22 protein-coding genes and 2 rRNA genes (1 of these 24 running past the window's edge) are annotated in these 25,103 nt (G+C 68.1%); 12 read left to right on the top strand and 12 right to left on the bottom strand.

All coding sequences use genetic code 11. The features are described 5' to 3' along the window. Window position 1 precedes the first annotated feature (1 nt). Window positions 2-778 (top strand): phosphate ABC transporter ATP-binding protein PstB, encoded by a 777-nt coding sequence (gene pstB, locus OHS57_RS20855; protein ID WP_041986712.1) that lies wholly within the window; start codon window positions 2-4, stop codon window positions 776-778. Between the two features lie 157 nt (window positions 779-935). On the opposite strand, the gene OHS57_RS20850 is transcribed toward pstB, so the two are convergent. Together OHS57_RS20850 and OHS57_RS20845 are read right to left on the bottom strand one after the other, a co-directional pair. Beyond that, window positions 936-1,934, bottom strand: a complete 999-nt coding sequence (locus OHS57_RS20850) for an inorganic phosphate transporter (protein WP_328582973.1) — start codon at window positions 1,932-1,934, stop codon at window positions 936-938. 5 nt (window positions 1,935-1,939) lie between these two features. Then, window positions 1,940-2,560 carry a DUF47 domain-containing protein gene (locus tag OHS57_RS20845; protein ID WP_040023684.1) on the bottom strand — a complete coding sequence of 207 codons (621 nt, stop codon included), beginning with the start codon at window positions 2,558-2,560 and terminating at the stop codon, window positions 1,940-1,942. 198 nt (window positions 2,561-2,758) lie between these two features. Here OHS57_RS20845 and OHS57_RS20840 point away from each other — a divergent pair, with 198 nt between their 5' ends. After that, the gene (locus OHS57_RS20840; RefSeq protein WP_041986720.1) at window positions 2,759-3,115 is read left to right on the top strand and encodes a metal-sensitive transcriptional regulator; all 357 of its coding nucleotides are present in this window, start codon (window positions 2,759-2,761) and stop codon (window positions 3,113-3,115) included. 73 nt (window positions 3,116-3,188) lie between these two features. On the opposite strand, the gene OHS57_RS20835 is transcribed toward OHS57_RS20840, so the two are convergent. Both OHS57_RS20835 and OHS57_RS20830 read right to left on the bottom strand, forming a co-directional pair. Further along, entirely contained in the window at window positions 3,189-3,353 is a 165-nt protein-coding gene (locus OHS57_RS20835; RefSeq protein ID WP_198533443.1) for a hypothetical protein, read from the bottom strand. A 228-nt stretch (window positions 3,354-3,581) separates the two neighbouring features. Then, the gene (locus OHS57_RS20830; RefSeq protein WP_328582972.1) at window positions 3,582-4,406 is read right to left on the bottom strand and encodes a hypothetical protein; all 825 of its coding nucleotides are present in this window, start codon (window positions 4,404-4,406) and stop codon (window positions 3,582-3,584) included. A 123-nt stretch (window positions 4,407-4,529) separates the two neighbouring features. On the opposite strand from OHS57_RS20830, the gene OHS57_RS20825 reads away from it, so the two are divergent. The 4 genes from OHS57_RS20825 (at window position 4,530) to OHS57_RS20810 (ending at window position 8,454) form a co-directional block, all read left to right on the top strand. Further along, window positions 4,530-4,712 (top strand): hypothetical protein, encoded by a 183-nt coding sequence (locus tag OHS57_RS20825; protein ID WP_078863495.1) that lies wholly within the window; start codon window positions 4,530-4,532, stop codon window positions 4,710-4,712. Window positions 4,713-5,099: 387 nt separating this feature from the next. After that, a complete protein-coding gene (locus OHS57_RS20820; RefSeq protein WP_328582971.1) occupies window positions 5,100-6,716 on the top strand; it encodes an FAD-binding oxidoreductase in 1,617 nt (538 codons plus the stop codon). A 146-nt stretch (window positions 6,717-6,862) separates the two neighbouring features. After that, window positions 6,863-7,783, top strand: a complete 921-nt coding sequence (locus tag OHS57_RS20815) for a hypothetical protein (RefSeq protein WP_328582970.1) — start codon at window positions 6,863-6,865, stop codon at window positions 7,781-7,783. A gap of 2 nt (window positions 7,784-7,785) precedes the next feature. Then, window positions 7,786-8,454 (top strand): sortase domain-containing protein, encoded by a 669-nt coding sequence (locus tag OHS57_RS20810; protein WP_328582969.1) that lies wholly within the window; start codon window positions 7,786-7,788, stop codon window positions 8,452-8,454. A 7-nt stretch (window positions 8,455-8,461) separates the two neighbouring features. On the opposite strand, the gene OHS57_RS20805 is transcribed toward OHS57_RS20810, so the two are convergent. From OHS57_RS20805 to OHS57_RS20785, 5 genes are all read right to left on the bottom strand, one after another. Next, entirely contained in the window at window positions 8,462-9,184 is a 723-nt protein-coding gene (locus tag OHS57_RS20805) for a phosphatase PAP2 family protein (protein ID WP_328582968.1), read from the bottom strand. A gap of 272 nt (window positions 9,185-9,456) precedes the next feature. Then, window positions 9,457-10,479, bottom strand: coding sequence for a bifunctional lytic transglycosylase/C40 family peptidase (locus OHS57_RS20800; protein ID WP_041995483.1), 1,023 nt, complete (start codon window positions 10,477-10,479; stop codon window positions 9,457-9,459). A gap of 67 nt (window positions 10,480-10,546) precedes the next feature. Continuing rightward, window positions 10,547-11,161 carry a hypothetical protein gene (locus tag OHS57_RS20795; RefSeq protein ID WP_328582967.1) on the bottom strand — a complete coding sequence of 205 codons (615 nt, stop codon included), beginning with the start codon at window positions 11,159-11,161 and terminating at the stop codon, window positions 10,547-10,549. Further along, entirely contained in the window at window positions 11,158-13,047 is a 1,890-nt protein-coding gene (locus OHS57_RS20790) for an alpha/beta hydrolase (protein ID WP_328582966.1), read from the bottom strand. The genes OHS57_RS20795 and OHS57_RS20790 overlap by 4 nt, the downstream gene beginning before the upstream one ends. Beyond that, window positions 13,044-13,427 carry a hypothetical protein gene (locus tag OHS57_RS20785; RefSeq protein WP_328582965.1) on the bottom strand — a complete coding sequence of 128 codons (384 nt, stop codon included), beginning with the start codon at window positions 13,425-13,427 and terminating at the stop codon, window positions 13,044-13,046. The genes OHS57_RS20790 and OHS57_RS20785 overlap by 4 nt, the downstream gene beginning before the upstream one ends. Window positions 13,428-13,923: 496 nt before the next feature. On the opposite strand from OHS57_RS20785, the gene OHS57_RS20780 reads away from it, so the two are divergent. The 6 genes from OHS57_RS20780 to OHS57_RS20755 all read left to right on the top strand — a co-directional run bounded on the left by OHS57_RS20780 (window position 13,924) and on the right by OHS57_RS20755 (window position 21,292). Beyond that, window positions 13,924-14,232 carry a hypothetical protein gene (locus OHS57_RS20780; protein ID WP_041986745.1) on the top strand — a complete coding sequence of 103 codons (309 nt, stop codon included), beginning with the start codon at window positions 13,924-13,926 and terminating at the stop codon, window positions 14,230-14,232. A 181-nt stretch (window positions 14,233-14,413) separates the two neighbouring features. Next, window positions 14,414-15,274, top strand: a complete 861-nt coding sequence (locus tag OHS57_RS20775; protein WP_328582964.1) for a hypothetical protein — start codon at window positions 14,414-14,416, stop codon at window positions 15,272-15,274. After that, window positions 15,264-16,637, top strand: coding sequence for a hypothetical protein (locus OHS57_RS20770; RefSeq protein WP_328582963.1), 1,374 nt, complete (start codon window positions 15,264-15,266; stop codon window positions 16,635-16,637). Before OHS57_RS20775 ends, OHS57_RS20770 begins: the two co-directional genes overlap by 11 nt. Next, window positions 16,634-18,187, top strand: coding sequence for an SCO6880 family protein (locus OHS57_RS20765; protein ID WP_041986748.1), 1,554 nt, complete (start codon window positions 16,634-16,636; stop codon window positions 18,185-18,187). The genes OHS57_RS20770 and OHS57_RS20765 overlap by 4 nt, the downstream gene beginning before the upstream one ends. 32 nt (window positions 18,188-18,219) lie before the next feature. Beyond that, entirely contained in the window at window positions 18,220-19,668 is a 1,449-nt protein-coding gene (locus tag OHS57_RS20760) for an ATP-binding protein (RefSeq protein ID WP_041986752.1), read from the top strand. 1 nt (window position 19,669) lies between these two features. Further along, complete coding sequence (locus OHS57_RS20755) at window positions 19,670-21,292, top strand: type VI secretion protein (RefSeq protein ID WP_328582962.1); 1,623 nt, start codon at window positions 19,670-19,672, stop codon at window positions 21,290-21,292. A 4-nt stretch (window positions 21,293-21,296) separates the two neighbouring features. Here OHS57_RS20755 and OHS57_RS20750 read toward each other — a convergent pair whose 3' ends face one another. The 3 genes from OHS57_RS20750 to OHS57_RS20740 all read right to left on the bottom strand — a co-directional run. After that, window positions 21,297-21,860: a GNAT family N-acetyltransferase gene (locus OHS57_RS20750; protein WP_328582961.1), complete on the bottom strand. Its 564-nt coding sequence runs from the start codon at window positions 21,858-21,860 to the stop codon at window positions 21,297-21,299. 106 nt (window positions 21,861-21,966) lie between these two features. Further along, a 5S ribosomal RNA gene (gene rrf / locus OHS57_RS20745) occupies window positions 21,967-22,083 on the bottom strand. 82 nt (window positions 22,084-22,165) lie between these two features. Continuing rightward, window positions 22,166-25,103: ribosomal RNA gene (locus OHS57_RS20740) — 23S ribosomal RNA — on the bottom strand (it continues 183 nt past the right edge of the window).

Genomic DNA, 25,103 nt, shown 5'->3' with positions numbered 1-25,103 from the left:
CATGGCCAAGCGAATCGACGTCAGCGGACTCTCCGCCTACTACGGCAGCCACCGGGCGATCGACGACATCTCGATGACCGTGGAGCCCCGCTCGGTGACGGCCTTCATCGGCCCGTCCGGCTGCGGCAAGTCCACGTTCCTGCGCACGCTCAACCGGATGCACGAGGTCACGCCCGGCGGGCGGGTCGAGGGCAAGGTGCTGCTGGACGACGAGAACCTGTACGCCTCGACCGTCGACCCGGTCGCCGTGCGCCGTACGGTCGGCATGGTCTTCCAGCGCCCGAACCCGTTCCCGACGATGTCGATCTTCGACAACGTCGCCGCGGGCCTGCGGCTCAACGGCCGGTACGGCAAGCAGGAGCTCTCGAACATCGTCGAGAAGTCCCTGAAGAGCGCCAACCTCTGGAACGAGGTCAAGGACCGGCTGAACAAGCCGGGTTCCGGCCTCTCCGGCGGTCAGCAGCAGCGCCTGTGCATCGCCCGCGCCATCGCGGTCGAGCCGGACGTGCTGCTGATGGACGAGCCGTGCTCCGCGCTCGACCCGATCTCGACGCTCGCGATCGAGGACCTGATCGGCGAGTTGAAGGAGCGCTTCACGATCGTCATCGTGACGCACAACATGCAGCAGGCGGCCCGTGTCTCGGACCGCACGGCCTTCTTCAACCTCTCGGCGGTCGGCCAGCCCGGCAAGCTCATCGAGATAGACGAAACGGAACGGATATTCTCCAACCCGTCCGTCGCGGCCACCGAGGACTACATCTCCGGCCGTTTCGGATAGTCCGTACGAATCCGACCGGTCGACAAGCCGTCCTGCGGTGCTGCATGGCGGTGCCACCGCACGACGAAAGGGCCCGCCCCCTCTCCCAGGGGGCGGGCCCACATACGTTCCGGTCCGCCCAGGCGCGTTCCGGTCCGCCCAGGCGGACGGTTCCCGGTCAGCCGAAGGCGAGGTTCACGATCCAGAAGCTGACCGCCGCGACCAGGGCGGCCGCCGGCATCGTGATGAACCAGCCGAGGATGATGTTCTTGGCGACGCCCCAGCGCACGGCGTTCACCCGCTTCGTCGCCCCGACACCCATGATCGCCGAGGTGATCACATGGGTCGTGGAGACCGGCGCCTGGAAGATGTAGGACGTCGAGTACAGGATCGCGGCGCCCGTCGTCTCGGCGGCGAACCCCTGCGGCGGGTCCAGCTCGATGATCTTGCGGCCGAGCGTCCGCATGATGCGCCAGCCGCCCGCGTACGTACCGAGCGACAGCATCAGCGCACAGACGATCTTGACCCAGACCGGGATCGGGTCGCTGAAGTTCTCCGAGCCGGAGATGACCAGGGCCATCATCACGACACCCATCGTCTTCTGGGCGTCCTGCAGACCGTGGCCGAGCGCCATGGCGGCGGCCGAGACCGTCTGGGCTATCCGGAAGCCGCGCTTCGTCTTGTGCGGGTTCGACCTGCGGAACAGCCACATGATCGCGACCATGATCAAATAGCCGACGACGAGACCGACGATCGGCGAAAGGAACATGGGGACGACGACCTTCTCGACGACCCCGGACCAGATGACATCACTGCCACCGGCCAGCGCGGCGCCCACCAGGCCGCCGAACAGCGCGTGCGAGGACGAGGACGGCAGGCCGAAGTACCAGGTCCCGAGGTTCCAGACGACCGCGCCGACCAGCGCGGCGAAGAGGATGCCCATCCCCTTGTCGCCGGAGGGCGTGTCGATCAGCCCCTCGCTGACGGTCTTGGCGACTCCCTGCCCCAGGAACGCGCCCGCGAGATTCATCACGGCGGCCATGGCCAGAGCGGCACGAGGAGTCAGCGCCCGGGTGGACACCGAGGTCGCGATCGCGTTCGCCGAGTCGTGGAAGCCATTGGTGTAGGTGAAACCGAGCGCGACACCGATGGTCACGATCAGAGCGAAGGTGTCCACGTGGGTCAGGACTCCTTGACCGTGATCGTCTCCACCGTGTTCGCGACGTGCTCGAACGCGTCGGCGGCCTCTTCAAGCACATCGACGATCTGCTTGAGCTTGAGCACCTCCATCGCGTCGTACTTGCCGTTGAAGAGATGGGCCAGCAGCTTGCGGTGGATCTGGTCGGCCTGGTTCTCCAGGCGGTTGACCTCGATCCAGTACTCGGTGAGGTTGTTCATCGTGCGCAGATGCGGCATGGCCTCGGCGGTGAGATCCGCCGCCCTGGCCAGCACCTCGATCTGCTGCTCGACGCCCTTCGGCAGCTCTTCGACGTTGTAGAGGACGACGAGGTCGACGGCCTCCTCCATGAAGTCCATGATGTCGTCGAGCTGCGATGCCAGGTTGTAGATGTCCTCGCGGTCGAACGGCGTGATGAAGGAGGAGTTGAGCTGATGGAAGATCGCGTGGGTGGCGTCGTCCCCCGCGTGCTCCGCCGCCCTCATCCGCTCCGCGATCTCGGCTCTGGCGGAAGAATCCGCCCCGAGCAGTTCCATGAGGAGCTTGGAGCCCGTGACGATGTTGTCCGCGGAGGCGGAAAACATGTCGTAGAAGCTCGTCTCCCTTGGGGTCAGACGAAATCGCACCTGGGGTCCTCGGGTTACATGGAATTCGGTCAGGCTGATGCTAGATGAGTGCGCCCCCAGTGTCGCTCATCAGGCAACACCATCCGAACAGGCCCCCTGCCGCAAGGCTCCCAGCGGGGTATCATATACCTACCTGGGGTATATACCCCCGTTTCGGACACCGCAAGATCTCAGCCACCCACCCCACAGGAGGACGCGATGACGACCACCGAAGCGGCCGGCTCGACCGCCAGCGAAGCGCCCTCCACGACGGAGGGTGAGACCGGTCACGCGGTGCACGGATACCACAAGCAGAAGGACGAGCACCTCAAGCGGCTGCGCCGGATCGAGGGCCAGATCCGCGGTCTGCAGCGGCTCGTGGACGAGGACGTCTACTGCATCGACATACTCACCCAGGTCTCGGCCTCGACCAAGGCCCTGCAGTCCTTCGCGCTCCAGCTCCTGGAGGAGCACCTGCGGCACTGCGTCGCCGACGCGGCCGTACGGGGCGGCGAGGAGATCGACGCGAAGGTCGAGGAAGCGACGAAGGCGATCGCCCGGCTGCTGCGCACCTGAGAGCGCCGGCCGCGGGGGCGCAGCGAGCTGCACCCCCGCGTCGGGCGGTCACTGACCACTCGGGTCACTCGGATTACTCGCGGCCACTCTCGGCCGCGACGTTCAGCACCTCGTCGATACGGTCAGGGCTGAGCCGGTCCTCGTCCGCGGCGGACGCCGCGATCATCAACTCTCCGCACAACTCGATCTCGGCGAGGGCCACGTGGTCCTGGACGGTCGCGGTAGGCAACGGAGCCACGTGCAATCACCTCTTCCTGCCGGTGTCTTCCTGCCGGTGTCGGCTTCCTAGCGTAGGGAGCACGACACTCCCCGCGCATGGCACGTCCGGACCATTTCCGCCACGATCTTGGAGGATTTCCGGTCACCGAGAGGCCCTGATACCCCGATTACCCGCCCTTTGCCACTATTTGCCGCCGCTTGGCAGCGCTTGCCGGTGAGTGCCCCGCTACTTGACCGGTACGTAGCGCTACTTGACCTTCCCGGCGAAGATGTCGGCGCCGGGCGGCAGGGTCACCGTCACCGGGGTCCCGAAGCCGAAGAGGAGCGTCGTCGACGAGACCGCCACCGTCTTCCCCGCGTTGACATAGCTGAAGCGGTGTCTCACCTTGCGCAGCCGTCCCGCCTCGTCGAGATACGCGTCGAACGGGACGACGTCCTTGGCGAACCCTTTCGCCGCGGCCGTCAGCGCCGCCCGCGTCCCCGCCGACGCCACCTTCGCCGCCTGCCCGATCTCCGTCACGCCCCGGTAGTGCCACACCAGCGTCCCGGCCAGATCCTGCTCGGCGACGAATCTCACATCACGGGCGGTACGCAGCAGTTCGGCGGCGGCGAGCGGATCGGTCACCCCGCCGGTGACCAGATTCCCGTCGGCGAGCGCGGTCGAATCCACCCTGACCCACTTGTCGGCGGGCACCCCCGCGCCGCGGTTCTTCATGTAGAGCACGCCGGGCGACAGCAGTTCGGTGATCGGCCGGTGCTCGCTCGCGCCCGCCGGGTCCTTGGGCAGCGTCACGGTGAGCCGGCCACGCCGGCGGCCGAAGTCGTACCCGCCCTCGCCCCTGATGGTCACCCGGGTGCCGCCGGCCGCCATCTCCATCGACGTACGGGCCTTGGCACTCCCCGAGGCGAGCAGCACGTCGGCCGCCTTGCGCACCGCCCCCGGGTCGGCGCCCGGACGGTCGTCGGCCGCCGCGCCCGCGCCCTGCGTGCACCCGCCGGTCGTCGCGACGACCCCGGCCATGGTCACCGCCGCCAGGGCCACACCCCTGTGTCCGTGCTGCCGCACCGCCATCGCCTGCCAACCCCCAACGCCTTACCGCTGCTTGTCCGAAACGCCACCCGTTCCGGATAACGACGCCCGGCGTCGCCCGTCACGCCGGACCACCCGGCGAGGGGACCCCGGTACGGTGGAGACGTGTGCGAGCAAGGCATCTCCGAAGCCCAGACCGCGTCCCCCCACACCACATCGACCGTCGAGCGCGGTTCCTTCTGCACCGCCCGCTGCGTCTGCGGCTGGGCGGGGCCCGCCCGAAGATCACGGGACCTCGCGCGCAGGGACGCGCAGGCCCACGCCGAAGCACAGCCGCAGGTCACCTAGGGCCTGTCTGACACATCCCGCCTGGCTTGCGACGCCTGGCACGCACGCTCGCCGCGTTGTCGGGCTCGTTCACGTATATCCAGTACGAGAACGGCCCTCCGCCTTGCGATCGCACGCACCAGACGCCGCAAGCCCCGCCCCGAGGGCGGACGGCGCTCTGTGTCAGACAGGCCCTAGGACTGAGACGGCGAAGCCGGGACACCCGCAAGAGTGCGTGACGCGCGCAGGACCCGCGCGCCGCGCACTCCTTGCCCGCCTGTCACGCTCCTTTGTCACCTCTTCACCTTGTCCACGGAACCCGGCGGCTCCCGGGGATCGTCCCGTTCCGGGGAGGCCCACCCAGGTCTCCCGGTTCACCGGTTCGCCGCCCCCTCGGAAGGCCGTCCCATGGTTCGTACCGTCCAACGCCGCACGCTGCTCGGCGCGGCGGCGGCGCTCGCCGCCACCGGCGCACTGAGCGCCTGCTCCCCCGACGACGCGACTGCCGGGAAGGGCGGTGACTCCCCGGGCAACTCCCCGTCGGGCGGCACCGGGCCGGCCGGTGGCGCCGCGTCGGCGAGCGCGTCACCGGGCGCGCCGAGCTGGGGCGCGCTGGCGAAGGGGCTGGACGGCGAACTCGTACGCCCCGGGGACGCCGACTACGCCACGGCGCGCCAGCTCTACAACACGCGCTTCGACAACCTGAAGCCCGCAGCCGTCGCGTATGTCACCGGCGAGGGCGACATCAAGGAGTGCCTGGCCTTCGCCCGTACGCACCGCACGCCGGTCTCCATACGCGGCGGCGGCCACTCGTACGCGGGCTGGTCGAGCGGCAACGGCCGGCTCGTGATCGACATATCGAAGCTCAACTCGCTCGACGGGGCCGCCGACGGCAGGGTCGGCGCAGGCGCCAAGCTCTCCGACGTCTACCGGGCCATGGCCGACCACGGCCGTACGATCCCGGCGGGCTCCTGCCCCACCGTGGGCGTCGCGGGTCTGACCCTCGGCGGCGGCCACGGCGTCGCCGCCCGCGCCTACGGGCTCACCTGCGACAACCTGACCTCCGCGACCCTCATCACGGCGGACGGCCGGCGGCTGACCGCCGACGCGGACGAGAACAAGGACCTCTTCTGGGCGCTGCGCGGCGCGGGCAACGGCAACTTCGGGGTCGTCACCGAGCTGCGCTTCGACACCCATCCCGCCCCCGAAGGCATCGCGGGATTCATGAACTGGCCCTGGTCGAAGGCCGACACCCTGCTCGCGGCCTGGCAGGAGTGGGGCCCCGAGCAGCCGGACGAGATCTGGTCGTCCCTGCACCTCGACGCGGGCCCCGGCGGCGTCACCCCCACCCTGTCCCTCTCGGTCTTCTCGCTCGGCGACGAGGCAGGGCTGCACAAGGCGGTCGACCGCCTCGCCGACGGCCCCGGCGGTCCGGGGCCCGCGAGTTCCGTCTCGATCAAGCCGCGCGGGTACGAGGACGCGATGCAGGTGTATGCCGGCTGCTCGGGCCTCACCGCCGAACAGTGCAAGCTCCCCGGCGGCACTCCGGGCCGCAGCAGGCAGGGCGGGCTGCACCGCGAGACGTACGCCGCCGCTTCGGATTTCTACGACCGCTCGCTGTCACCGGCCGGCCGGCAGGCCCTCATATCCGCTGTGGAGGACTTCACCAAGATCCCGACGAGCCAGGGCGGCGGCAGCGGCTCGGTCGCCCTGACGGCGCTCGGCGGCGCGGTCAACCGCGTCGACCCGTCCGCCACGGCCTTCGTCCACCGGCGTTCGCGGATGCTGACGCAGTACATCGGCTCCTGGCAGCAGGGCACCTCGGGCTCGGCCCAGCAGGCGTGGCTCAAGAGCGCGCACGGCGCGATGCGCCGCTACGCGTCGGGCGCCGCGTACCAGAACTACATCGACCCGACGCTGAAGGACTGGCGCAACGCGTACTACGGCTCGGCGGCGGGGCGGCTGGCGACGCTGAAGAAGCAGTACGACCCGGACAGGCTGTTCGACTTCCCGCAGGCACTGTGACGGCGGTCGCCGCGGACGCGGGCGCCGCAGCGGTGCGGACCCGGCCGCTCCGGTAGCCCGTACGGCCCACCGAAGTGGCCGGAAGGACCGGCTGCCGGTGGCCTGTATCCATGCACCGTTACGGACCCCGGTCAGCCGCAGCCGTCGTGACCACCGCTCTGCTGCTCGCCCTCGGTCTCGCGACCGGTACGGCGGCCACGGCCGTCGACCGGCCGACGAAGCCGCGCGAGCTGACGCTCATCAACACCGCGAGCGGCGCGGCCCTGGCGGACGAGAAGGGCAACCCGCTGTATCTGCGGAAGGCCGACAAACCTGACGTCTCCGGCTGTACGGGTACGTGCGCGAAGACCTGGCCGGCCGCTGTCGGCTTCCCGACGAAGGCGCGCGGGGTGACGGGCGACACGGGACAGACGAAGCGGCTCGTGCCGGGCACGCGGCTGCCGCAGGTGATCTACGACCAGCACCCGCTGTACTACTACCGGAACGACGAGCCGAAGCACCCGCAGGGCCAGCACGTGGCGGGCTTCAGCCTGATCGCCCCGGACGGCTCCCCGCTCCCTGCGGCCGAGCCGGGGACCGGGGAGACGATCTCGTCGACGTCGCGGCCGGAGTCGGAGGTGACGGGGAAGGCGACGGGACGGGCGACGGCCTCGGCATCCCGCCGCCCGGCGGCGACTACCCGGCCGACTTCCCACCCGACGGCGACTCCGCGGCCGACCGCGACACCCCGGCCGACCGCGACGTCCTCCCGGACCCCGTCCGCCACCCGATCCACCACGTCGTCGTCGGGGATCGCATCCGGGGTCGCGACGGGGATCGCTTCCGGGGTCGCATCCGGCGTGGCGTCCCCGACGGGGTCCGCGTCCGCTGTGGTGGGGGCGGTCCAGGTAACGCCGTCCGGCGCCGCGCGCGGCGGCGCGGACCATCCGGCGGAGGTGGCGGACGCCTCGGGCCCGACGGGTCCCGCCGAGCTGTCCCTCGCGATCGGCGCCACAGCGGCGGCCGGGGCGGGTGCGCTGCTCGTCATCCGCCGGCTCCAGCGCCGAGCCGCGGGCGGGGACCACTGACCGTGAGGGCGACGGCGCCCGCGGACACCGCGATAAAGGTGCTGCTGGCCGTCGCCGGTCTGTGCGCGGTGGGCGCCGTACTGCTCCAGCTGTTCGTGCCGCGCCCGGCGCCGCCGCAGGCGCCGGTGCAGCCGGCGGCCGAACCACGGCAGATCCGGGTGACGGACGCGCACTCGGTGCCGGTGAAGCTGCACATCCCGTCGCTCGGCGTCGACGCGGACATCCTGCCGCTGGGGCTCGACGCGACGGGCGCGCTGGAGGTGCCGGGGTTCCGTAACCCGATGCGGGTCGGCTGGTACGCCCTGGGCCCGCGCCCCGGCCAGCGGGGGCCCGCCGTGCTGGTCGGCCACCGGGACGCCCCCGCCAACGAGTACGAGCACGGCAAGCGCATCGGCGGCAACCACCTCAGGAAGGGCGTCTTCGCCAAGATCGGCCGGTTGCACGACGGCGCCCGGATCGAGGCGGAGCTGGGCGACGGCAGGCGGCTGCCGTTCCGGGTGACGTCCGTCGAGACGTACCGGACACGACGATTCCCGACGGCCCGGGTGTACGGCCCGGTGGATCAGCCGCAGCTGCGGCTGATCACCTGCGGCGGAGTGATCGACGCGCAGGGCCACTGGGACTCGAACGTGGTGGTCAGCGCCGTACAGGTCGCGGCGCCGACCGGGTAACGCACCCTCAGGCGGCGAGGTTGTTGTCGTCGGGCCGGGGCTCGGGGATGTCCAGCGCGCGCGTACCGCCGGCGCTGAGCGCCGCAGCGTCCGCCGCGCGGGCGGAGCGGGAGCGTACGAACCAGCCCGCGAGGGCCGACCGGGAGACCGCCGACATCAGCGGCGTGAGCAGGGCGAGCGCGACGGGCGTGAGCAGCAGCGTGACAGCCGTGCCGAGGGCGAATCCGCCGATCACGTCCGTCGGGTAGTGCACCCCCATGTAGACGCGGCAGAACCCTTCGAGCAGCGCGAGGCCGATCGCGACGAGCCCGAACTTGCGGTGGACGATGAAGATCCCGACGCCGAGCGCCATCGCCATCGTTGCGTGGTCGCTGACGAACGAGAAGTCGTCCTTGCCCGCCACGAGCACGTCCAGGCCCTTGTGGTCGACGAACGGCCGGTTGCGGCCGACGAAGTCCCGGATGGGGATGTTGATGAGCAGGGCGACACCGGCGGCGAGCGGCGCCCAGACGAGCCCGGCGACGCCCGAGACCGAGTCCCCGGCCGTCCCGCGCCGGCGCACACTCCACCAGCTCCACAGGACGACGAGCACGAGCCCGAGGAGAATGCCGTATTCGCCGACGAATTCCATGACGCGGTCGAACCACGAAGGGGCGTCCTTCGCGAGTCCGTTGATGTCGTAAAGCAGACTGACGTCGGGGTTCGACCCATCCAGTACGAGTCCAGCCATCTGCTGCGGCCCCTTGCCTTGTTGCCCGCTGCGACCGCACTTCCTCGTGCGTCGCTTCTACCAACCCCCGTGGTCAGTACGAGACGTGCTGCGTGATCAGTACCGCAGTCACAGTCCAGGGAACGGCCCACTCACCGACTACGTTCCGCACTCCACCGAAAGATCACCATCACGTTATCGAAGAGTGACACGTCGTCGCAGTTCAGCGCCCGCGTCCGACGGACAGTTCCAGCCATCGGACCGGGCCGGCGCGGTCCGGGCGGCGACCGCCGTCAGGCCGCTGACCGGCTCTTCGGCAGGTGGGTGGGCAGCGATTTCGCGCCGTCGTCGGTAACTCGCGTCGCGCCGAAATAATCCGGGGAGTCGATCTTGTCGAACCTGATCACCGCGCCGGTGTAAGGAGCGTCGATCATGTATCCGCCGCCGACGTACATGCCGACGTGGTGAATGGCCCGGGAATTGTTGAGATCGTCCGAGAAGAAGACGAGATCACCGGGCAACAGCTCATTACGTGCGGGATGCTCACCGGCGTTGTACTGATCGTTCGCGACGCGCGGCAGCTCGATCCCGACACTGCGGTACGAGGCCTGCGTCAGCCCGGAACAGTCGAACCGCCCGCCCTGCTCGGGCGTGCCGTTCCCACCCCAGAGATAGGGCGTCCCGAGCTTCTGCTGCGCGAACTCGATGGCCCCCGCGGCCTGTTGCGACGGCAGTATCCGCCCGGCGGGCGCGGTGAAGCTCTTGGCGAGGGTACGGATGGTTTTGACGTAGTTCTGCGTCTCCTTGTACGGCGGAACCCCGCCGTACCGGATGACGGCGTACGCGCCCGCGTTGTACGCGGCGAGCATGTTGTCGGTGATGTCGCCGGGGACGTCCTTGACGTAGTTCGCCAACTCGCAGTCGTAGGCGGCGGCGGACATGATCCCGTCGGCGGGATCCCAGATGTCCTTGTCGCCGTCCCCGTCCCCGTCCACGGCGTGCGCGGCCCAGGTGGCGGGCAGGAACTGCCCGATGCCGCGGGCGTTGGCGGGGGACTGGGCGGAGGGGTTCCAGCCGCTCTCCTGATAGATCTGCGAGGCGAGCAGCGCGGCGTTGACGGCGGGACAGGTCTCGCCGGCCCGCTGGACGTAGAGCCGGTACTCGGCGGGCACAGCTCCCTTGGCCAACCCGACGGCCCCCCCACCCCCGGCCCCGGCGATCCCGGAAGCGGCGGCGAAGGTCCCGACGACGAGAACCCCGACAAAGGTGACCCCGACGCCACCAAGCGCCCCCGCGACGAGCCAGGCCTTACGCACCGTCAAACGCCCTTCGGGAGAGGGACACCACGTCTGTCGGGGCCAGTGTAGGTGGGGAGGGGAGGGATCAGGGGGTGCCGGGCGAGGACGACGCAAGAGGTTCGCTGGATGACCAAAAGTCGTCCTGCACGTCTGGTGGTTGCGGGTACTCGCCGGCCCGGTCGGGCGTGTTCGGCGCGGTCGCGGGGGCGGAGACGGGGGATTCGCGGAAGCAGGGGGTGGTGATGGAGAAGAAGAACTGGCCGCGGCCGCCTACTGCGACGCGCATCCGAAAGTCTTCTGGCGTTGAAGCGAAGATCGCGGGCAGGTCCTTGTCGTCATCTACGCTCGTGATCCGGTATCCGCGCGTTTTCCAGTTACGCTCCACGACGCCGAGCAGATTCCCCCGCCGCGCCTCTGAGACTACGGTCATAACCGCGATGCGACGCTTCACGGAGCCGGTTCCCCGCGACCCGTTCTTGAAGTCGGTGCAGATGCTCTCATTCGAGGGCCCGTGGTTCCAACGCAGTTCCGGCATAATGCCGGAGAGGGTTTGCTGCAAGATCATATCGGCTTGGTTAGCCGCCGCCTGCATATTCATGCCCCGCCTATCTTTTTCGACATGGTCCGCGTCCGACTGCAGCCCGCACCCTGCCACCATGACGAGCAGCAGAACTGCGACAACATGGCGCACGGTTTTCATCGGGGCTCCTGGATGCTGATTTTGTGGCTCCGGCCAGCTACGATCTTGGCAATGTTCTGAGCAGATTCCTCATCTTTCGCCTCCTCGAAGTATCCCGAGTGGGCGGCGAAACCTCCCATATCGGCAATTGGGCGTGGCCCATCTCCCACTCGGAAGCGCCGAGCCCCAAACGCTTCGTGTGCCGGATCTGTCCCGTACCAGATCTCCCTGTCATCCGCCTGTGCGTCTTGCGCGAGGAAGGCTGCGGCGCCCCCCATGGCACCTCCGACACCGGCCCCAACGGGGCCACCCACGACACTTCCGATCATGGCGCCGCCCATTGCACCCTGCACCATTCCACGCCCTTCAATCTTGGCCGGCATCGCCGTGACTGGGTCGTTGTCCGCCGCACCGACGAATACGTGCTGCCGTCCGACCCCAAGTTCGTCTGCTGTCTTCGCTCCCGTGCCCGGACTGCCAACCAAAATAATTTCGTCAGCGCCCGGAATACCGCCCTGCCGCTGTGCGGCCTGACCGACGGTGAGCGAACCATACGAGTGCCCGATCGCAGTCACGTGGGGATCATTATTTTCGTTTGTGGCCGAGATCCCCGACATGAACTCGTTGTACGCCGTGGCACCCGTCACGGCTCGGTCGGCGAACATCACATCCGCGTTTCCCGTGATGTCACCAGTGGAGAGTTGAGGCGCGTCGTAGCCCAGCCACACGATTGAGGAACTGGAGGGGTCATATTCACGCGCGGCAGCAGCCGTTTCGCGTGCCTTCGCCAGATCACCAAGCGCGAACCCCTTGTCCAGCGCCGTCCCCAGCCCCGGCACATACGCCGACACATTCCTCGCCGTATCCGGGTTCCCGTACGCCACAATCGCCCGGCCGTTCCCCTCGTCCCCGATTCCCAGCAAATACATCGGCGGCACCCTCGGGTCCACCGCACGCAACTGCCGGTCGATCTCCCTCAGGCCCTCCAGTCGCGTCTGCGACTCCCCGTCGTCCTGCGCGGACAGTTTTCCGATCAGGAGTTGGAGGTTGTCGCGGTTCGCCGCGTCGCGTGCGTCCGACGGGATGCCGTCCAAGTTGCCGATGCGGTCCGGGAAGACCGCCAGGTACTCCTCGCGGGCCTCCTGGGTCAGGCTCTCCCACCAGGCCTTGCGTTCCGCCGGGGTCTTGTCCTTCGGGATCGAGTCGCTCAGGTACTCGTCCGCCAGGCCCCGTACCGCCGTCGCGTCCCCGTACGCGTCCGTCCACGTCTCCGACGTGACCCCCAGGCCCTCATCGGCCGTCAGTTTCCGCAGCGTGCGCGTGTAGCGGCTGTCGATGTCCCGCGCGTCGAACAGCGCACGCGCGATGCGGTCCGCGATCTCCTGCGCCTTCGCCGCGTTCGGGTTCAGGCCCGACGGACCCGGCAAGGCCGGCGACGCCGGCGATGCCCCCAGGTCCGGTGGCCGCAGCAGCCGGCCCGCGCTCGTGCCGCCCGGCGGCTGAGGCGCCGTCAATGTGGGTTCGCCCGCCGGCGGGTAGCTCACCGCCCCGTCCTCGTGCACGGTGAACCGCAGGCCCCCCGCGTCGTCCAGCGCCCGGCGCAGCTCCCGCTGCGGCGCCCTCAGCTCGTTCGCGAAGCTGTTCAGCGTCGTACGGACCAGGCCGCACTCCGTGTAGATGTACTGGAAGTCCCGGCTCAGCACCCGCAGCCTCGCCACCGCCGCCTCCGCAGCCGCACCCTCCTGCGTGGTCGCCAGCCCGACCAGGACCTGCTTGTCGATACGGTCCCGCGCCGCGTCCGCGCGGTTGCTCGCCCTGCCCCAGCCGTCGGCCGCGTCCTCCAGCTCCGCGCAGTCCAGCGCCCGTAACTGCGCCAGCGTCAGACCACCCGCACAGTCCGGCGTCACCGGCCGTCCCCCGGCGTCAGCCGCGCGAACGACGACCTGATCGCCGTCTCGGTCTCACCCTGGTCCCGCGCCACCGCCCGCAGGCTCGCCGAAAGCCCGCCGCACTCCCCCATCGCCCGCTCCACGCGCCGCTCCCACGACCCGCGTACCGCCCCCAGCACCGCAGCGACGCCCAGGCCCGCCGTACCCGCCGTCAGCCCGTCGTGCGCCGCCGCGAAGTCCGCCCGTACCCGCGCGAGATCCGTACGCAGCGCCTCGGCCGTACCGGCCGCGCTGGTCCACGGCCCGGCGCTGTGCCGCAGAGAGGGGCCACCAGCCGCCCCCAGTCCCGCCTCCTCGATCAGTGATCGCCATTTGTCCGCATCCGAATACGACGTCATGCCCCCGCGCCCCGTTCCTCGACTGCCTCGGCTTCCAGTTCCGGGCGGCACCCTCCCAAAGCCCGCACCGGTGACATGCCGAGGCGCCCAGCAGCTGACCGGGACTGGAGACCCTCGGCGGCGGGCATATTCGCCCATGTGATGGGCCGTTCGACGGACGGGCGGGCGGCGCGGCACCCTTCGTGAGGTTCACCCGTACGGTGGGCGGACCAACCGACGGACCGTCACCACCCGTCGTGCCGAGTGATCTTGCGCCAAGGTGGAACAACGACAGTCATTGCCCGGAGTCACGCACCGTGATACACAGAGTAACCATACGCGTACTCGCATACACCGGTCCGCGCCAGGTCAGAGCACTGCGGTCGGTCATATGTGCGGGGAACGGGTAAAGAGACCCGCCAAGCGGCATACGAGGCCGGTTCCATCAGCGAAGATAGAGCGTGACCCATGCCGTGGGGCACGGGCAGTGAACAACCCAACAGGGGTGGTGAGTTACATGTACCTGGCGGCCGACAAGGGCGACATCTCCACCATCATCGGTGGCATCGCCCCGAACTGGGGTCCGTTCGGCAGTCTCGGGAACGAAGCCAAGGTGATGATCGAGGTCGTGATGGCCGTTGCCATTCTCCTCTGCCTCGGTATCGCGATCTGGGGCGCGGCGAAGCAACGGATCGGCGCGACAGCACTGAGGGACACGTTCAGCGCCGAGCAGGGCAAGGGGTTGATCGTCGCCGGACTGACCGGCGTCTTCATCATCGGCTCGCTCGGGACGCTGTTCACCATCGTGTACGGGATGGCCGTCTGACCACCCGTCCGACGCCCCCGTTCCATCCCCCGCCCCGCCACCGACACCACCCGTCCTTCGCGCCCACCGGCTGAGGTTGCGTCTCCCTGATGTCCAGTCACCACACCCCGCCCGCGCGGGAACCAGGACGGCTACCGTCGTACTACGAGGCACCGCAATCGGTCGAGGGAGCACACGCGGCATGAGCTTCGGTGACGAGCAGGGTTACGGCGGCGACGCGAACCGCGCCGACGACGGCTTCGGCGGCTCCGGGCAGACGCGTACCCGCCTGCCCGACGGCCGCGGCGGCGACGCGTACGGCGGCGGGCGCAGGCCGGTGCGCGGCTCGCGCTCGCTGGTCACGGTGGTCGGGGTCGTCGTCGTCCTCATCGCGGCAATCGCTTTCGCGAATCGCGGCGGCGGGGACGACAAGACGCCGGCCGCCGGCGCCAAGGGCGCAGCGGCCGACCCGACGGCGGCCTCGGGCGTGAAGCCGGTCACGGGGACGAACGGCACGAACGGGGCGATCCCGGCAGGCTTCGCGAAGGATGAACAGGGCGCGGCGAGCGCGGCGGCGAACTACGCGGTGGCGCTGGGCTCGGACGGCATGTTCACCCCGGACAGCCGTCACGCCATCCTCGACGCCGTCTACACCCCCGACGCCGCCGCCCGGCTCAAGGGCGCGCTGGACGCGGCGTACTCGACAGCGTTCCTCCAGAAACTCGGCCTGGACGCCAACGGCGAGCCCCCGCAGGGCAGCACCTTCATCTCCCGGACGATCCCCGTCGGCACCAAGGTCGAGTCGATCAACGGTGACGTCGCCAAGGTGTCCGTCTGGTACACGGGCCTGATCGGACTCTCCGGCCCCGGCTCCACCACACCCGTCACCACCACCTGGAAGACGGACACCTTCGACCTGCGCTGGCTCGCCGACGACTGGAAAGTCACCGCCGACGCGCAGAAGAACGGGCCGGCCCCCGTCCCCGGGGATGTCGCGGCCTCCACGTCGGACGCGATCAGCAAGGCAGTCGAGCAGTACGGAGGCTTCACGTATGCCAGGTAGCCCCCGGCGCCGAACGCGCCGCGCCCGTACCGTCGTCACCGCCTTCGCGGGTCTGCAGACGGCGCTGTTCCTGCTGGCCGCGCGAGCCACCGCAGCGCCCTCGCCCTCGCCGTCCCCGAGCAAGCCCGAGTGCAGCAATCTGGTGCCGGGCCCCGCGAGCGACCTCTGCAACTCCGGAGACGGCAGCAGCGTCGGCCCGCCCAACCCCGACGCGGCGCTCGACCCCCTCTCCTCCCTCGCCAAAGGCTGCGCCGACGCCGCCTCCTGGATCATCGGCAAGCTCAGCGACGCCGTCACCTCCACCGCCAACGTCGACTTCACCAACGCCGCGTTCCTCCGGCAGTACGCCGTCGTGTTCGCCGCCTCCACCGTTCTCACGCTCGTCCTGTGGCTGCTCGCCGTCGCCAAGCGGGCCATTCGCGGGGTGCCGTTGTCGACCGCGCTCTCCGAGGCCATCGGGTTCCTCTGGCTGACCGTGCTCGCCTCCGCCTTCACGCCGCTGATCCTCTACACCGTCGTCTCGGCGACCGACAGCGTCACGCAGGTCATCTCCAGCTCCACCGGCGGCCACACCGACGTCTTCTTCGGCGGCTTCGCCGACGCGCTCAAGAAGGGCGACGACATCGGCGGCGGGCCGATCATGCTGATCGTCGTCTCGCTCGTGTCGATCCTCGCCGCCGGCGTCCTCTGGCTCGAACTCGTCATCAGAGCCGCCCTGCTGTACGTCGGCGCGCTGCTCGGCACCGTCGTCTACGCCGGGCTCGTCGACAAGAACATGTGGGGCCACGTCCGCCGCTGGGCCGGCATCATGATCGCCGTGATCATGGTGAAGCCCGTGATCGTCGTCGTACTCGGCCTCGCCGGCGCGCTCTCCTCCGACAAGGGCCCCGACAGCTTCTCCGCCGTCGTCTCCGGGCTCGCCATAATCCTCCTCGCGATCTTCGCCTCCGCGATGATCTACCGCTTCGTGCCCGGCTTCGGCGACGAGATCGCATCGTCACACACCAACCGCAAGCAGGCCACCGACGGCTCCCAGGCCGCGGCCCTCATCAGCTCCCCCGCCGCCCTCGTCTCCCAGGGCATCAAGACCCACAGCAGCCGCAACAACGGAGACGGCGGAGGCGGCGGTGGAGGCGGCGGCGGCCGGTCGGGGAATTCACTCGCCGGCGGCGTCGCCGCGCACAGTTCCCGTACGCCCCAGTCCGGGGGTCAGTCCGGGGGCGGGTCGGGCGGCGGACATGTCCCCTCCGCCGCACCCCCGCCCCGCAGCAGCAGCCCGACCAGTGGCACCCCGCACAGCGGCCGCCCCACCGGCGGTCCCGGCGGTTCAGGTAACAAGAGCACAGGAGGTGGCGGGCGTTGACGACCCAGTCCCAACCCATCGCGCCCCGCCGTACGTATCTCGTCGGCCGCGCCCGGCCGAACGCGATCGTCGGCAAGAACCGCGAGACCGGCGAGATCGCGCTCATCATCGGCGGCGCGTTCCTCGGCATGATGTGCGGCCTCCTGGTGCCCGTCCTGCCGCTGCGGATCGTGACGCTGATGGGCTTCCCGCTCATCGCGCTCGCCGCGGTGTACGTGCCGTACAAGCACCGGACCTTCTACAAGTGGTTCGAGATCAACCGCAGCTTCAAACGCACCCTGCGCAACGGCACCACCTACCGCTCCGCCGCCATGGAGTCCGGTACGCACATCGACGGCCGCGAGGTCGAGGTCGGCCCGCCGCCCGGCATCGGCCGGATCAACTGGCTCGCCGCGCCCTTCGGCCCCGACGAGATCGCCGTCCTGCTCCACGCCGACCGCCGCACCGTCACCGCCGCCATCGAGATCGAGGGCCCCGGCGTCGGACTGCGCGACAGCGAGGACCAGGAAGCACTCGTCGACCGCTTCGGCACCCTCCTCAAACACGTCGCCAACGGCGACGGCTTCGTGACCCGGCTGCAGATGCTCGCCCGTACGCTCCCCGCCGACCCCGACGCCCACGCCAAGGACGTCGCCCAGCGCGGCGACGGCGCCTCCCCCGGCTGGCTCCAGGAGTCGTACGACCAGCTCCAGTCGATGGTCTCCACCTCCAGCGAGCAGCACCGCGCGTATCTCGTCGCCTGCATGCACTTCACCCGCGAACTCGCCACCGAGGCCCAGACCATGGCCCGCGCCGCCCGGCAGGCCGGCGGCCCGAAGAAGCTCGACCACGACGCCGGGCTCGCCGTCGTCATGGCCCGCGAACTGACCGACATCTGCGCCCGGCTCGCCGAGGCCGACATCCGGGTACGCCAGCCGCTCGGCCAAGGCCGGCTCGCCTCCCTCGTCCACTCGATGTACGACCCGGACCACCCCATCGACCACATCCAGGCCATGACGAAACGAAACGCCTGGCCGGCCGAGCTGGACGCGATGGAACCGACGTATCTCCAGGCCAAGACCCGCGAGTCGTCGACCCGTCAGCCCTGGTGCCACTCCACGGCCTGGGTCAAGGAATGGCCGATGACCCCGGTCGGCGTCAACTTCCTCGCCCCGCTGCTCGTCCACACCCCCGACGTCATCCGCACCGTCTCCGTCACGATGGACCTCGAACCCACCGAGATCGCCATCGAGCGGATGCTGACGGAGAAGACGAACGACGAGGCCGAGCGCAACCGCCAGGCCAAGATGAACCGCACGGTCGACCCGCGCGACATGGCGGCCCACGGCCGGATGGACCAGCGGGGTGAAGATCTCGCCAGCGGTGCGGCGGGAGTCAACCTCGTCGGGTACATCACTGTGTCGTCCCGTACCCCCGAAGCCCTGGCCAGGGACAAAAGGACGATCAGGGCCTCGGCCGGCAAGTCGTATCTCAAGCTGGAGTGGTGCGACCGCGAACACCACCGGGCCTTTGTGAACACCCTGCCGTTCGCGACCGGCATCCGCCGATAACCGATGGCCGACCGCCGAGAAAGGGGCCTGTGATGCGAGATCCGCTGTCCATCGTCACGGACGCCTTCACCAGCTTCCTCTTCGGAGCTGTGGAGACGACCCGGCTGCCCGTCCGTACCTCGACGGGCCAGGCGCAGGCCATCTACCTGCCGACCGCCGCACCCGGCCTCGGCGACTCCGGGGTGATCATCGGCCGCGAGGTATACAGCGGAAAGGGCTACATCTACGACCCCTTCCAGCTGTACGGGCAGCAGCTGCCCGCCCCGCACTGGCTGGTGCTCGGCGAGTCCGGCAACGGCAAATCGGCGCTGGAGAAGACATACGTACTGCGCCAGCTGCGGTTCCGCGACCGCCAGGTCGTGGTCCTCGACGCCCAGGGTGAGGACGGCGCGGGCGAATGGGCCCTGATCGCCCGTCAGCTCGGCATAACCCCCATCCGCCTGGACGCCATGGCCGCCCTGGACGACGGGATCCGGCTCAACCCGCTCGACCCCGCCATCACCACCACCGGCCAGCTCGCCCTGCTCCGCACGATCATCGAAGTCGCCATGGGCCACGGACTGGACGAGCGCTCCGGCTTCGCGCTCAAGGTCGCCCACGCCTACGTCAACGAGACCATCGTGGAGCGCCAGCCGGTCCTGATGGACATCGTCGACCAGCTCCGCCACCCCGAACCCGAGTCGGCCGAGGCAATGAACGTCGACATAGACGACGTACGGGCCTGGGGCCTGGACGTCGCCCTCGTCCTCGACCGCCTGGTCGACGGCGACCTGCGCGGCATGTTCGACGGCCCGACGACCGTCGGCATCGACCTCGACGCACCGCTGATCGTCTTCGACCTCTCGCACATCGACCGCAACTCGATCGCGATGCCGATCCTGATGGCAATCGTCGGCGTCTGGCTGGAGCACACCTGGATCCGCCCCGACCGCAGGAAGCGCATCTTCCTGGTCGAGGAGGCCTGGCACATCATCAACTCCCCCTTCGTCGCGCAGCTCTTCCAGCGGCTCCTGAAGTTCGGCCGGCGGCTCGGCCTCTCGTTCGTCGCCGTCGTCCACCATCTCTCGGACGTCGTCGACGGAGCCGCCGCGCGGGAAGCAGCGGCCATCCTCAAGATGGCCTCGACCAGAACGATCTACGCCCAGAAGGCCGACGAGGCGAGAGCCACCGGCCGGGTGCTCGGGCTGCCACGGTGGGCCGTGGAGATCATCCCGACGCTCACGCCCGGCATCGCCGTCTGGGACGTCAACGGCAACGTCCAGGTCGTCAAACATCTGGTGACGGAGGCCGAACGCCCCCTGGTCTTCACCGACCGGGCCATGACGGAGAACTCCGAAGCCTCCGACGCAGCCGACGCACTGGAAGCCGGCGGCGGACTGCCCGCCGACGTACAGGCCGCCGAGTGGGAGGCGGAACAGCGGGCGGCGCTGATGGAGCAACAACGCCAGTTCAACGAGTCCTCCGAGTCGACGGTGGCGTGACATGCCGGCCCGCGACGACCGACCGTCAGGCGCCGGCGCAGGCTCGGGCCGCCAAGGAGGCATCCCCGACGGCCTGCTGCTGGCCCTGCTCGCCTTCCTGCTCGGCCTGACGATCCTCGTCTGGACGTCGACCGGTCTCGCCGGGCTCTTCTCGCACGGCGGCTGGCCGGACGGGGTGACCTTCGGCCGTACGCCGCTGGCACTGCGCGAGCTGGTGACGAAGCCGCACGACGTGGCGGGCGCCTGGCCGGCCACCCCGCCCGCGCAGCTCTCCGGGTACGGGCTGTTCTGGGGGCTGCTGATCAGCCAGCTGATGGTGCTGACCGTGCTGACGGTGTTCGTCATGGGGGTGCTGGCGCGCTGGCGACTGGTACGGAAGCGGCGGAAGCAGTACCCGGAGTACCCAGAAGGTCCGGCGGCCGGCGTGGACGCGGGTTCGGGCGTGGGCGTAGAGCGGCAGACGCCTCCGGCGCCCGTACCGGTCTCCGTACCGGCCCAGACACCGCCTCAACCGCCGGTCCAGCCGCTGCCGGTCCAGCCGCCGGTGCAGCAGCCCCCGGCACCGGAACAGCCCCTCCAGCAACAGCCCCCCGCCGCCGAACCCGAGCGGATCGTCATCGCCGCCGTCCCAGCGGCCGTCCCCGCACCCCGCGCGGCCCCGCAGGTGCGCTACGGCGACCTGCACACCCGCCGCCCGGCGGCCATACAGGCCGTCCGGGACGCCGAAGGCCCGGCGCTCGTCGTCACGTCCGACCCGACCGTATGGGCCGAGACCAAGGACGCACGGGCCAAGCTCGGACCGGTCCTCGTCTACGACCCGGGGCACCTGTGCGACACCCCGGCCCGGCTGCACTGGTCGCCGACCGCCGGCTGTACCGACGCGGCGACCGCGGCCGCACGCGCTGCGGCGCTGCTGGCCCCCGTACGCCCCCGCGCCCTCATCGACGCGGCGATGGCCGACACGGCGGAGACCCTGCTGCGCTGCTGGCTGCACGCGGCGGCGGTCGACGGTAGGCCCTTCAAGCAGGTGCACAGATGGGCGCAGGGCGGCAGCGCCCAGGAGGCGGTACGGATCCTGCGCACGCACGCCAAGGCCGCGTCGGGACTGGCAGGACTGCTGGAGTCGGCCTACACCGCGCACCCGCAACGGCGAGAGATCGCGCAGCAGTTGACGGCGCGGGCACTGTCGTCGCTGTCGTCGATCCACATCCGTGAGACCTGCACGCCGAATCGGGCCGATTCGCTGACGCTGGAATCTTTCGTCGACGAGGGGGGCACGCTTTACGTAGTGGGCGAACCGATTGAGGATCCCCGCTCGCGCCCCGGCGCGATGCCGCTGCTGACAGCGCTCTCCTCAAGCGTGGTCGAGCACGGCCGCCGCATGGCCGTACGGTCATCTGACGGCCGGCTCGACCCACCACTGACTCTGGTCCTGGACGATGTGGCGGCTGTCGCCCCGCTGCCGCTGCTGCCGGAACTGCTCGCCGCGGGCAGATCACAGGGCCTGCCGACGCTGGCGCTGCTGCGCTCACGGGAACAGGGCCGCGACCGCTGGCCGGACCACGAACTGCCCTACGAGGAACCGCACCACGAAGCGCCGCTCCGGCCTTCGCCCCCTGCGTGAGCGGTCAGTCTTCGGGGCGGGTGATCGCCAGTTCCAGCTCCTCCACCGAGGAATGTGGCTCGAACCGGACGGTAACGCCGGTCGGCTCGAACCCGATCCGCCGATAGGCCCCCTGCGCCCGCAGGTTCTCCGGGTGGACATGAAGCAGTACCCGGGCCAGCCTGGGCTCCTCGACCGACCAGGCCCAGTCCAGGGCCGCCCCTATGAGCTTCCCGATCAGCCCGGTACCGCGATGCTCGGGCCGTACGAAGACGCCGACGACCAGCCCCTGCGCCTCCTTCACCGCGGCGCCGCCGAAGTCCGTCGTCCCCGCGTCCTCGATCAGCAGGGTCACCGAGCCGGCCCAACTGCCGTCCGGCGCCTCAGCGATGAACTGACCGGCCGGCGCACCTGGCTGGGCCGTGGCTCGCGCGGACCGCTCCTGCCAGAACGAGTCGGGCTGCTGGACGGCGTCCTCGTGAGAGTCGAGGAAGGCGACCGGAGCTGCGGGATCCTGGAGCGCGACCAGCCGGAGCTCCTTCGCCTTGGGCCATTCGTCAGCACGGGCGGCTCGTATCACATGGTTCATGCACCGATCGTGGGTGCAGACCGGACGGCAACGCAACTTGTTTTTGAACGCAGAAAAGCCCCCGCACCACGTGGGTGCAGGGGCTTCCCTGGTTTATCTAAAGATTGTTCGGCGGCGTCCTACTCTCCCACAGGGTCCCCCCTGCAGTACCATCGGCGCAATGAGGCTTAGCTTCCGGGTTCGGAATGTAACCGGGCGTTTCCCTCACGCAATGACCACCGAAACACTATGAAGATGTCGAACTACACCGGATATGGACACAGCTGTTCGTTACTTCAGAACTAACACAGTGGACGCGAGCAACTGAGGACAAGCCCTCGGCCTATTAGTACCAGTCAGCTCCAACCGTTACCGGTCTTCCACATCTGGCCTATCAACCCAGTCGTCTACTGGGAGCCTTAACCCCTCAAGGGGGTGGGAGTCCTCATCTCGAAGCAGGCTTCCCGCTTAGATGCTTTCAGCGGTTATCCCTCCCGAACGTAGCCAACCAGCCATGCCCTTGGCAGGACAACTGGCACACCAGAGGTTCGTCCGTCCCGGTCCTCTCGTACTAGGGACAGCCCTTCTCAAGACTCCTACGCGCACAGCGGATAGGGACCGAACTGTCTCACGACGTTCTAAACCCAGCTCGCGTACCGCTTTAATGGGCGAACAGCCCAACCCTTGGGACCGACTCCAGCCCCAGGATGCGACGAGCCGACATCGAGGTGCCAAACCATCCCGTCGATATGGACTCTTGGGGAAGATCAGCCTGTTATCCCCGGGGTACCTTTTATCCGTTGAGCGACGGCGCTTCCACAAGCCACCGCCGGATCACTAGTCCCGACTTTCGTCCCTGCTCGACCCGTCGGTCTCACAGTCAAGCTCCCTTGTGCACTTACACTCAACACCTGATTACCAACCAGGCTGAGGGAACCTTTGGGCGCCTCCGTTACTCTTTAGGAGGCAACCGCCCCAGTTAAACTACCCATCAGACACTGTCCCTGATCCGGATCACGGACCCAGGTTAGACATCCAGCACGACCAGAGTGGTATTTCAACGACGACTCCACCTGAACTGGCGTCCAAGCTTCACAGTCTCCCACCTATCCTACACAAGCCGAACCGAACACCAATATCAAACTGTAGTAAAGGTCCCGGGGTCTTTCCGTCCTGCTGCGCGAAACGAGCATCTTTACTCGTAGTGCAATTTCACCGGGCCTATGGTTGAGACAGTCGAGAAGTCGTTACGCCATTCGTGCAGGTCGGAACTTACCCGACAAGGAATTTCGCTACCTTAGGATGGTTATAGTTACCACCGCCGTTTACTGGCGCTTAAGTTCTCAGCTTCGCCACACCGAAATGTGACTAACCGGTCCCCTTAACGTTCCAGCACCGGGCAGGCGTCAGTCCGTATACATCGCCTTACGGCTTCGCACGGACCTGTGTTTTTAGTAAACAGTCGCTTCTCGCTGGTCTCTGCGGCCACCCCAAGCTCACACCGTAAAGATGATCACCAGGAATGGCCCCCTTCTCCCGAAGTTACGGGGGCATTTTGCCGAGTTCCTTAACCATAGTTCACCCGAACGCCTCGGTATTCTCTACCTGACCACCTGAGTCGGTTTAGGGTACGGGCCGCCATGAAACTCGCTAGAGGCTTTTCTCGACAGCATAGGATCATCCACTTCACCACAATCGGCTCGGCATCAGGTCTCAGACACATGCACGACGGATTTACCTATCGTGCGTCCTACACCCTTACCCCGGGACAACCACCGCCCGGGCTGGACTACCTTCCTGCGTCACCCCATCGCTTACCTACTACCACCTTGGACCGGCGGCTCCACCACTCCCCTTTGCCCGAAGGCTCCAGGACGGCTTCACGGCCTTAGCATTAATGGGTTCAGTACTGGGCGTTTCAAAGCGGGTACCGGAATATCAACCGGTTATCCATCGACTACGCCTGTCGGCCTCGCCTTAGGTCCCGACTTACCCTGGGCAGATCAGCTTGACCCAGGAACCCTTAGTCAATCGGCGCACACGTTTCCCACGTGTGTATCGCTACTCATGCCTGCATTCTCACTCGTGAACCGTCCACCCCTCGCTTCCGCGGAGGCTTCACCCGGCACACGACGCTCCCCTACCCATCCCAACGGGCGTTGGCCCTCATGCTGGAATGACACGACTTCGGCGGTACGCTTGAGCCCCGCTACATTGTCGGCGCGGAATCACTTGACCAGTGAGCTATTACGCACTCTTTCAAGGGTGGCTGCTTCTAAGCCAACCTCCTGGTTGTCTCTGCGACTCCACATCCTTTCCCACTTAGCGTACGCTTAGGGGCCTTAGTCGATGCTCTGGGCTGTTTCCCTCTCGACCATGGAGCTTATCCCCCACAGTCTCACTGCCGCGCTCTCACTTACCGGCATTCGGAGTTTGGCTAAGGTCAGTAACCCGGTAGGGCCCATCGCCTATCCAGTGCTCTACCTCCGGCAAGAAACACACGACGCTGCACCTAAATGCATTTCGGGGAGAACCAGCTATCACGGAGTTTGATTGGCCTTTCACCCCTAACCACAGGTCATCCCCCAGGTTTTCAACCCTGGTGGGTTCGGTCCTCCACGACCTCTTACAGCCGCTTCAACCTGCCCATGGCTAGATCACTCCGCTTCGGGTCTTGAGCGCGCTACTATGTCGCCCTATTCGGACTCGCTTTCGCTACGGCTTCCCCACACGGGTTAACCTCGCAACACACCGCAAACTCGCAGGCTCATTCTTCAAAAGGCACGCAGTCACGACGCACCGAGTAAACTCGATGCGCGACGCTCCCACGGCTTGTAGGCACACGGTTTCAGGTACTATTTCACTCCGCTCCCGCGGTACTTTTCACCATTCCCTCACGGTACTATCCGCTATCGGTCACCAGGGAATATTTAGGCTTAGCGGGTGGTCCCGCCAGATTCACACGGGATTTCTCGGGCCCCGTGCTACTTGGGTGGTTCTTAAACGAGCCGTACAGATTTCAGCTACGGGGGTCTTACCCTCTACGCCGGACCTTTCGCATGTCCTTCGCCTATCCATACGGTTTCTGACTCGTCGACCGGCCGGCAGACCGATCAAAAGAACTCCCACAACCCCGTACGCGCAACCCCTGCCGGGTATCACACACATACGGTTTGGCCTCATCCGGTTTCGCTCGCCACTACTCCCGGAATCACGGTTGTTTTCTCTTCCTGAGGGTACTGAGATGTTTCACTTCCCCTCGTT

Origin of the sequence: Streptomyces sp. NBC_00370, assembly GCF_036084755.1 — a bacterium.
GTDB lineage: Bacteria > Actinomycetota > Actinomycetes > Streptomycetales > Streptomycetaceae > Streptomyces.
The sequence above is the reverse complement of the archived record's forward strand: the minus strand, read 5'-3'. Positions and strand labels throughout refer to the sequence as shown.

Excerpts from the sequence above, each read along its gene's own strand:
- OHS57_RS20795 (WP_328582967.1), bottom strand. The coding sequence starts at position 11,161 with ATGAAAACCGTGCGCCATGTTGTCGCAGTTCTGCTGCTCGTCATGGTG.
- OHS57_RS20780 (WP_041986745.1), top strand. The coding sequence starts at position 13,924 with ATGTACCTGGCGGCCGACAAGGGCGACATCTCCACCATCATCGGTGGC.
- OHS57_RS20820 (WP_328582971.1), top strand. The coding sequence starts at position 5,100 with ATGGTTCGTACCGTCCAACGCCGCACGCTGCTCGGCGCGGCGGCGGCG.
- OHS57_RS20775 (WP_328582964.1), top strand. The coding sequence starts at position 14,414 with ATGAGCTTCGGTGACGAGCAGGGTTACGGCGGCGACGCGAACCGCGCC.
- OHS57_RS20755 (WP_328582962.1), top strand. The coding sequence starts at position 19,670 with ATGCCGGCCCGCGACGACCGACCGTCAGGCGCCGGCGCAGGCTCGGGC.
- OHS57_RS20830 (WP_328582972.1), bottom strand. The coding sequence starts at position 4,406 with ATGGCGGTGCGGCAGCACGGACACAGGGGTGTGGCCCTGGCGGCGGTG.
- OHS57_RS20760 (WP_041986752.1), top strand. The coding sequence starts at position 18,220 with ATGCGAGATCCGCTGTCCATCGTCACGGACGCCTTCACCAGCTTCCTC.
- OHS57_RS20770 (WP_328582963.1), top strand. The coding sequence starts at position 15,264 with ATGCCAGGTAGCCCCCGGCGCCGAACGCGCCGCGCCCGTACCGTCGTC.
- OHS57_RS20785 (WP_328582965.1), bottom strand. The coding sequence starts at position 13,427 with ATGACGTCGTATTCGGATGCGGACAAATGGCGATCACTGATCGAGGAG.
- OHS57_RS20840 (WP_041986720.1), top strand. The coding sequence starts at position 2,759 with ATGACGACCACCGAAGCGGCCGGCTCGACCGCCAGCGAAGCGCCCTCC.
- OHS57_RS20805 (WP_328582968.1), bottom strand. The coding sequence starts at position 9,184 with ATGGCTGGACTCGTACTGGATGGGTCGAACCCCGACGTCAGTCTGCTT.
- OHS57_RS20750 (WP_328582961.1), bottom strand. The coding sequence starts at position 21,860 with ATGAACCATGTGATACGAGCCGCCCGTGCTGACGAATGGCCCAAGGCG.
- pstB (WP_041986712.1), top strand. The coding sequence starts at position 2 with ATGGCCAAGCGAATCGACGTCAGCGGACTCTCCGCCTACTACGGCAGC.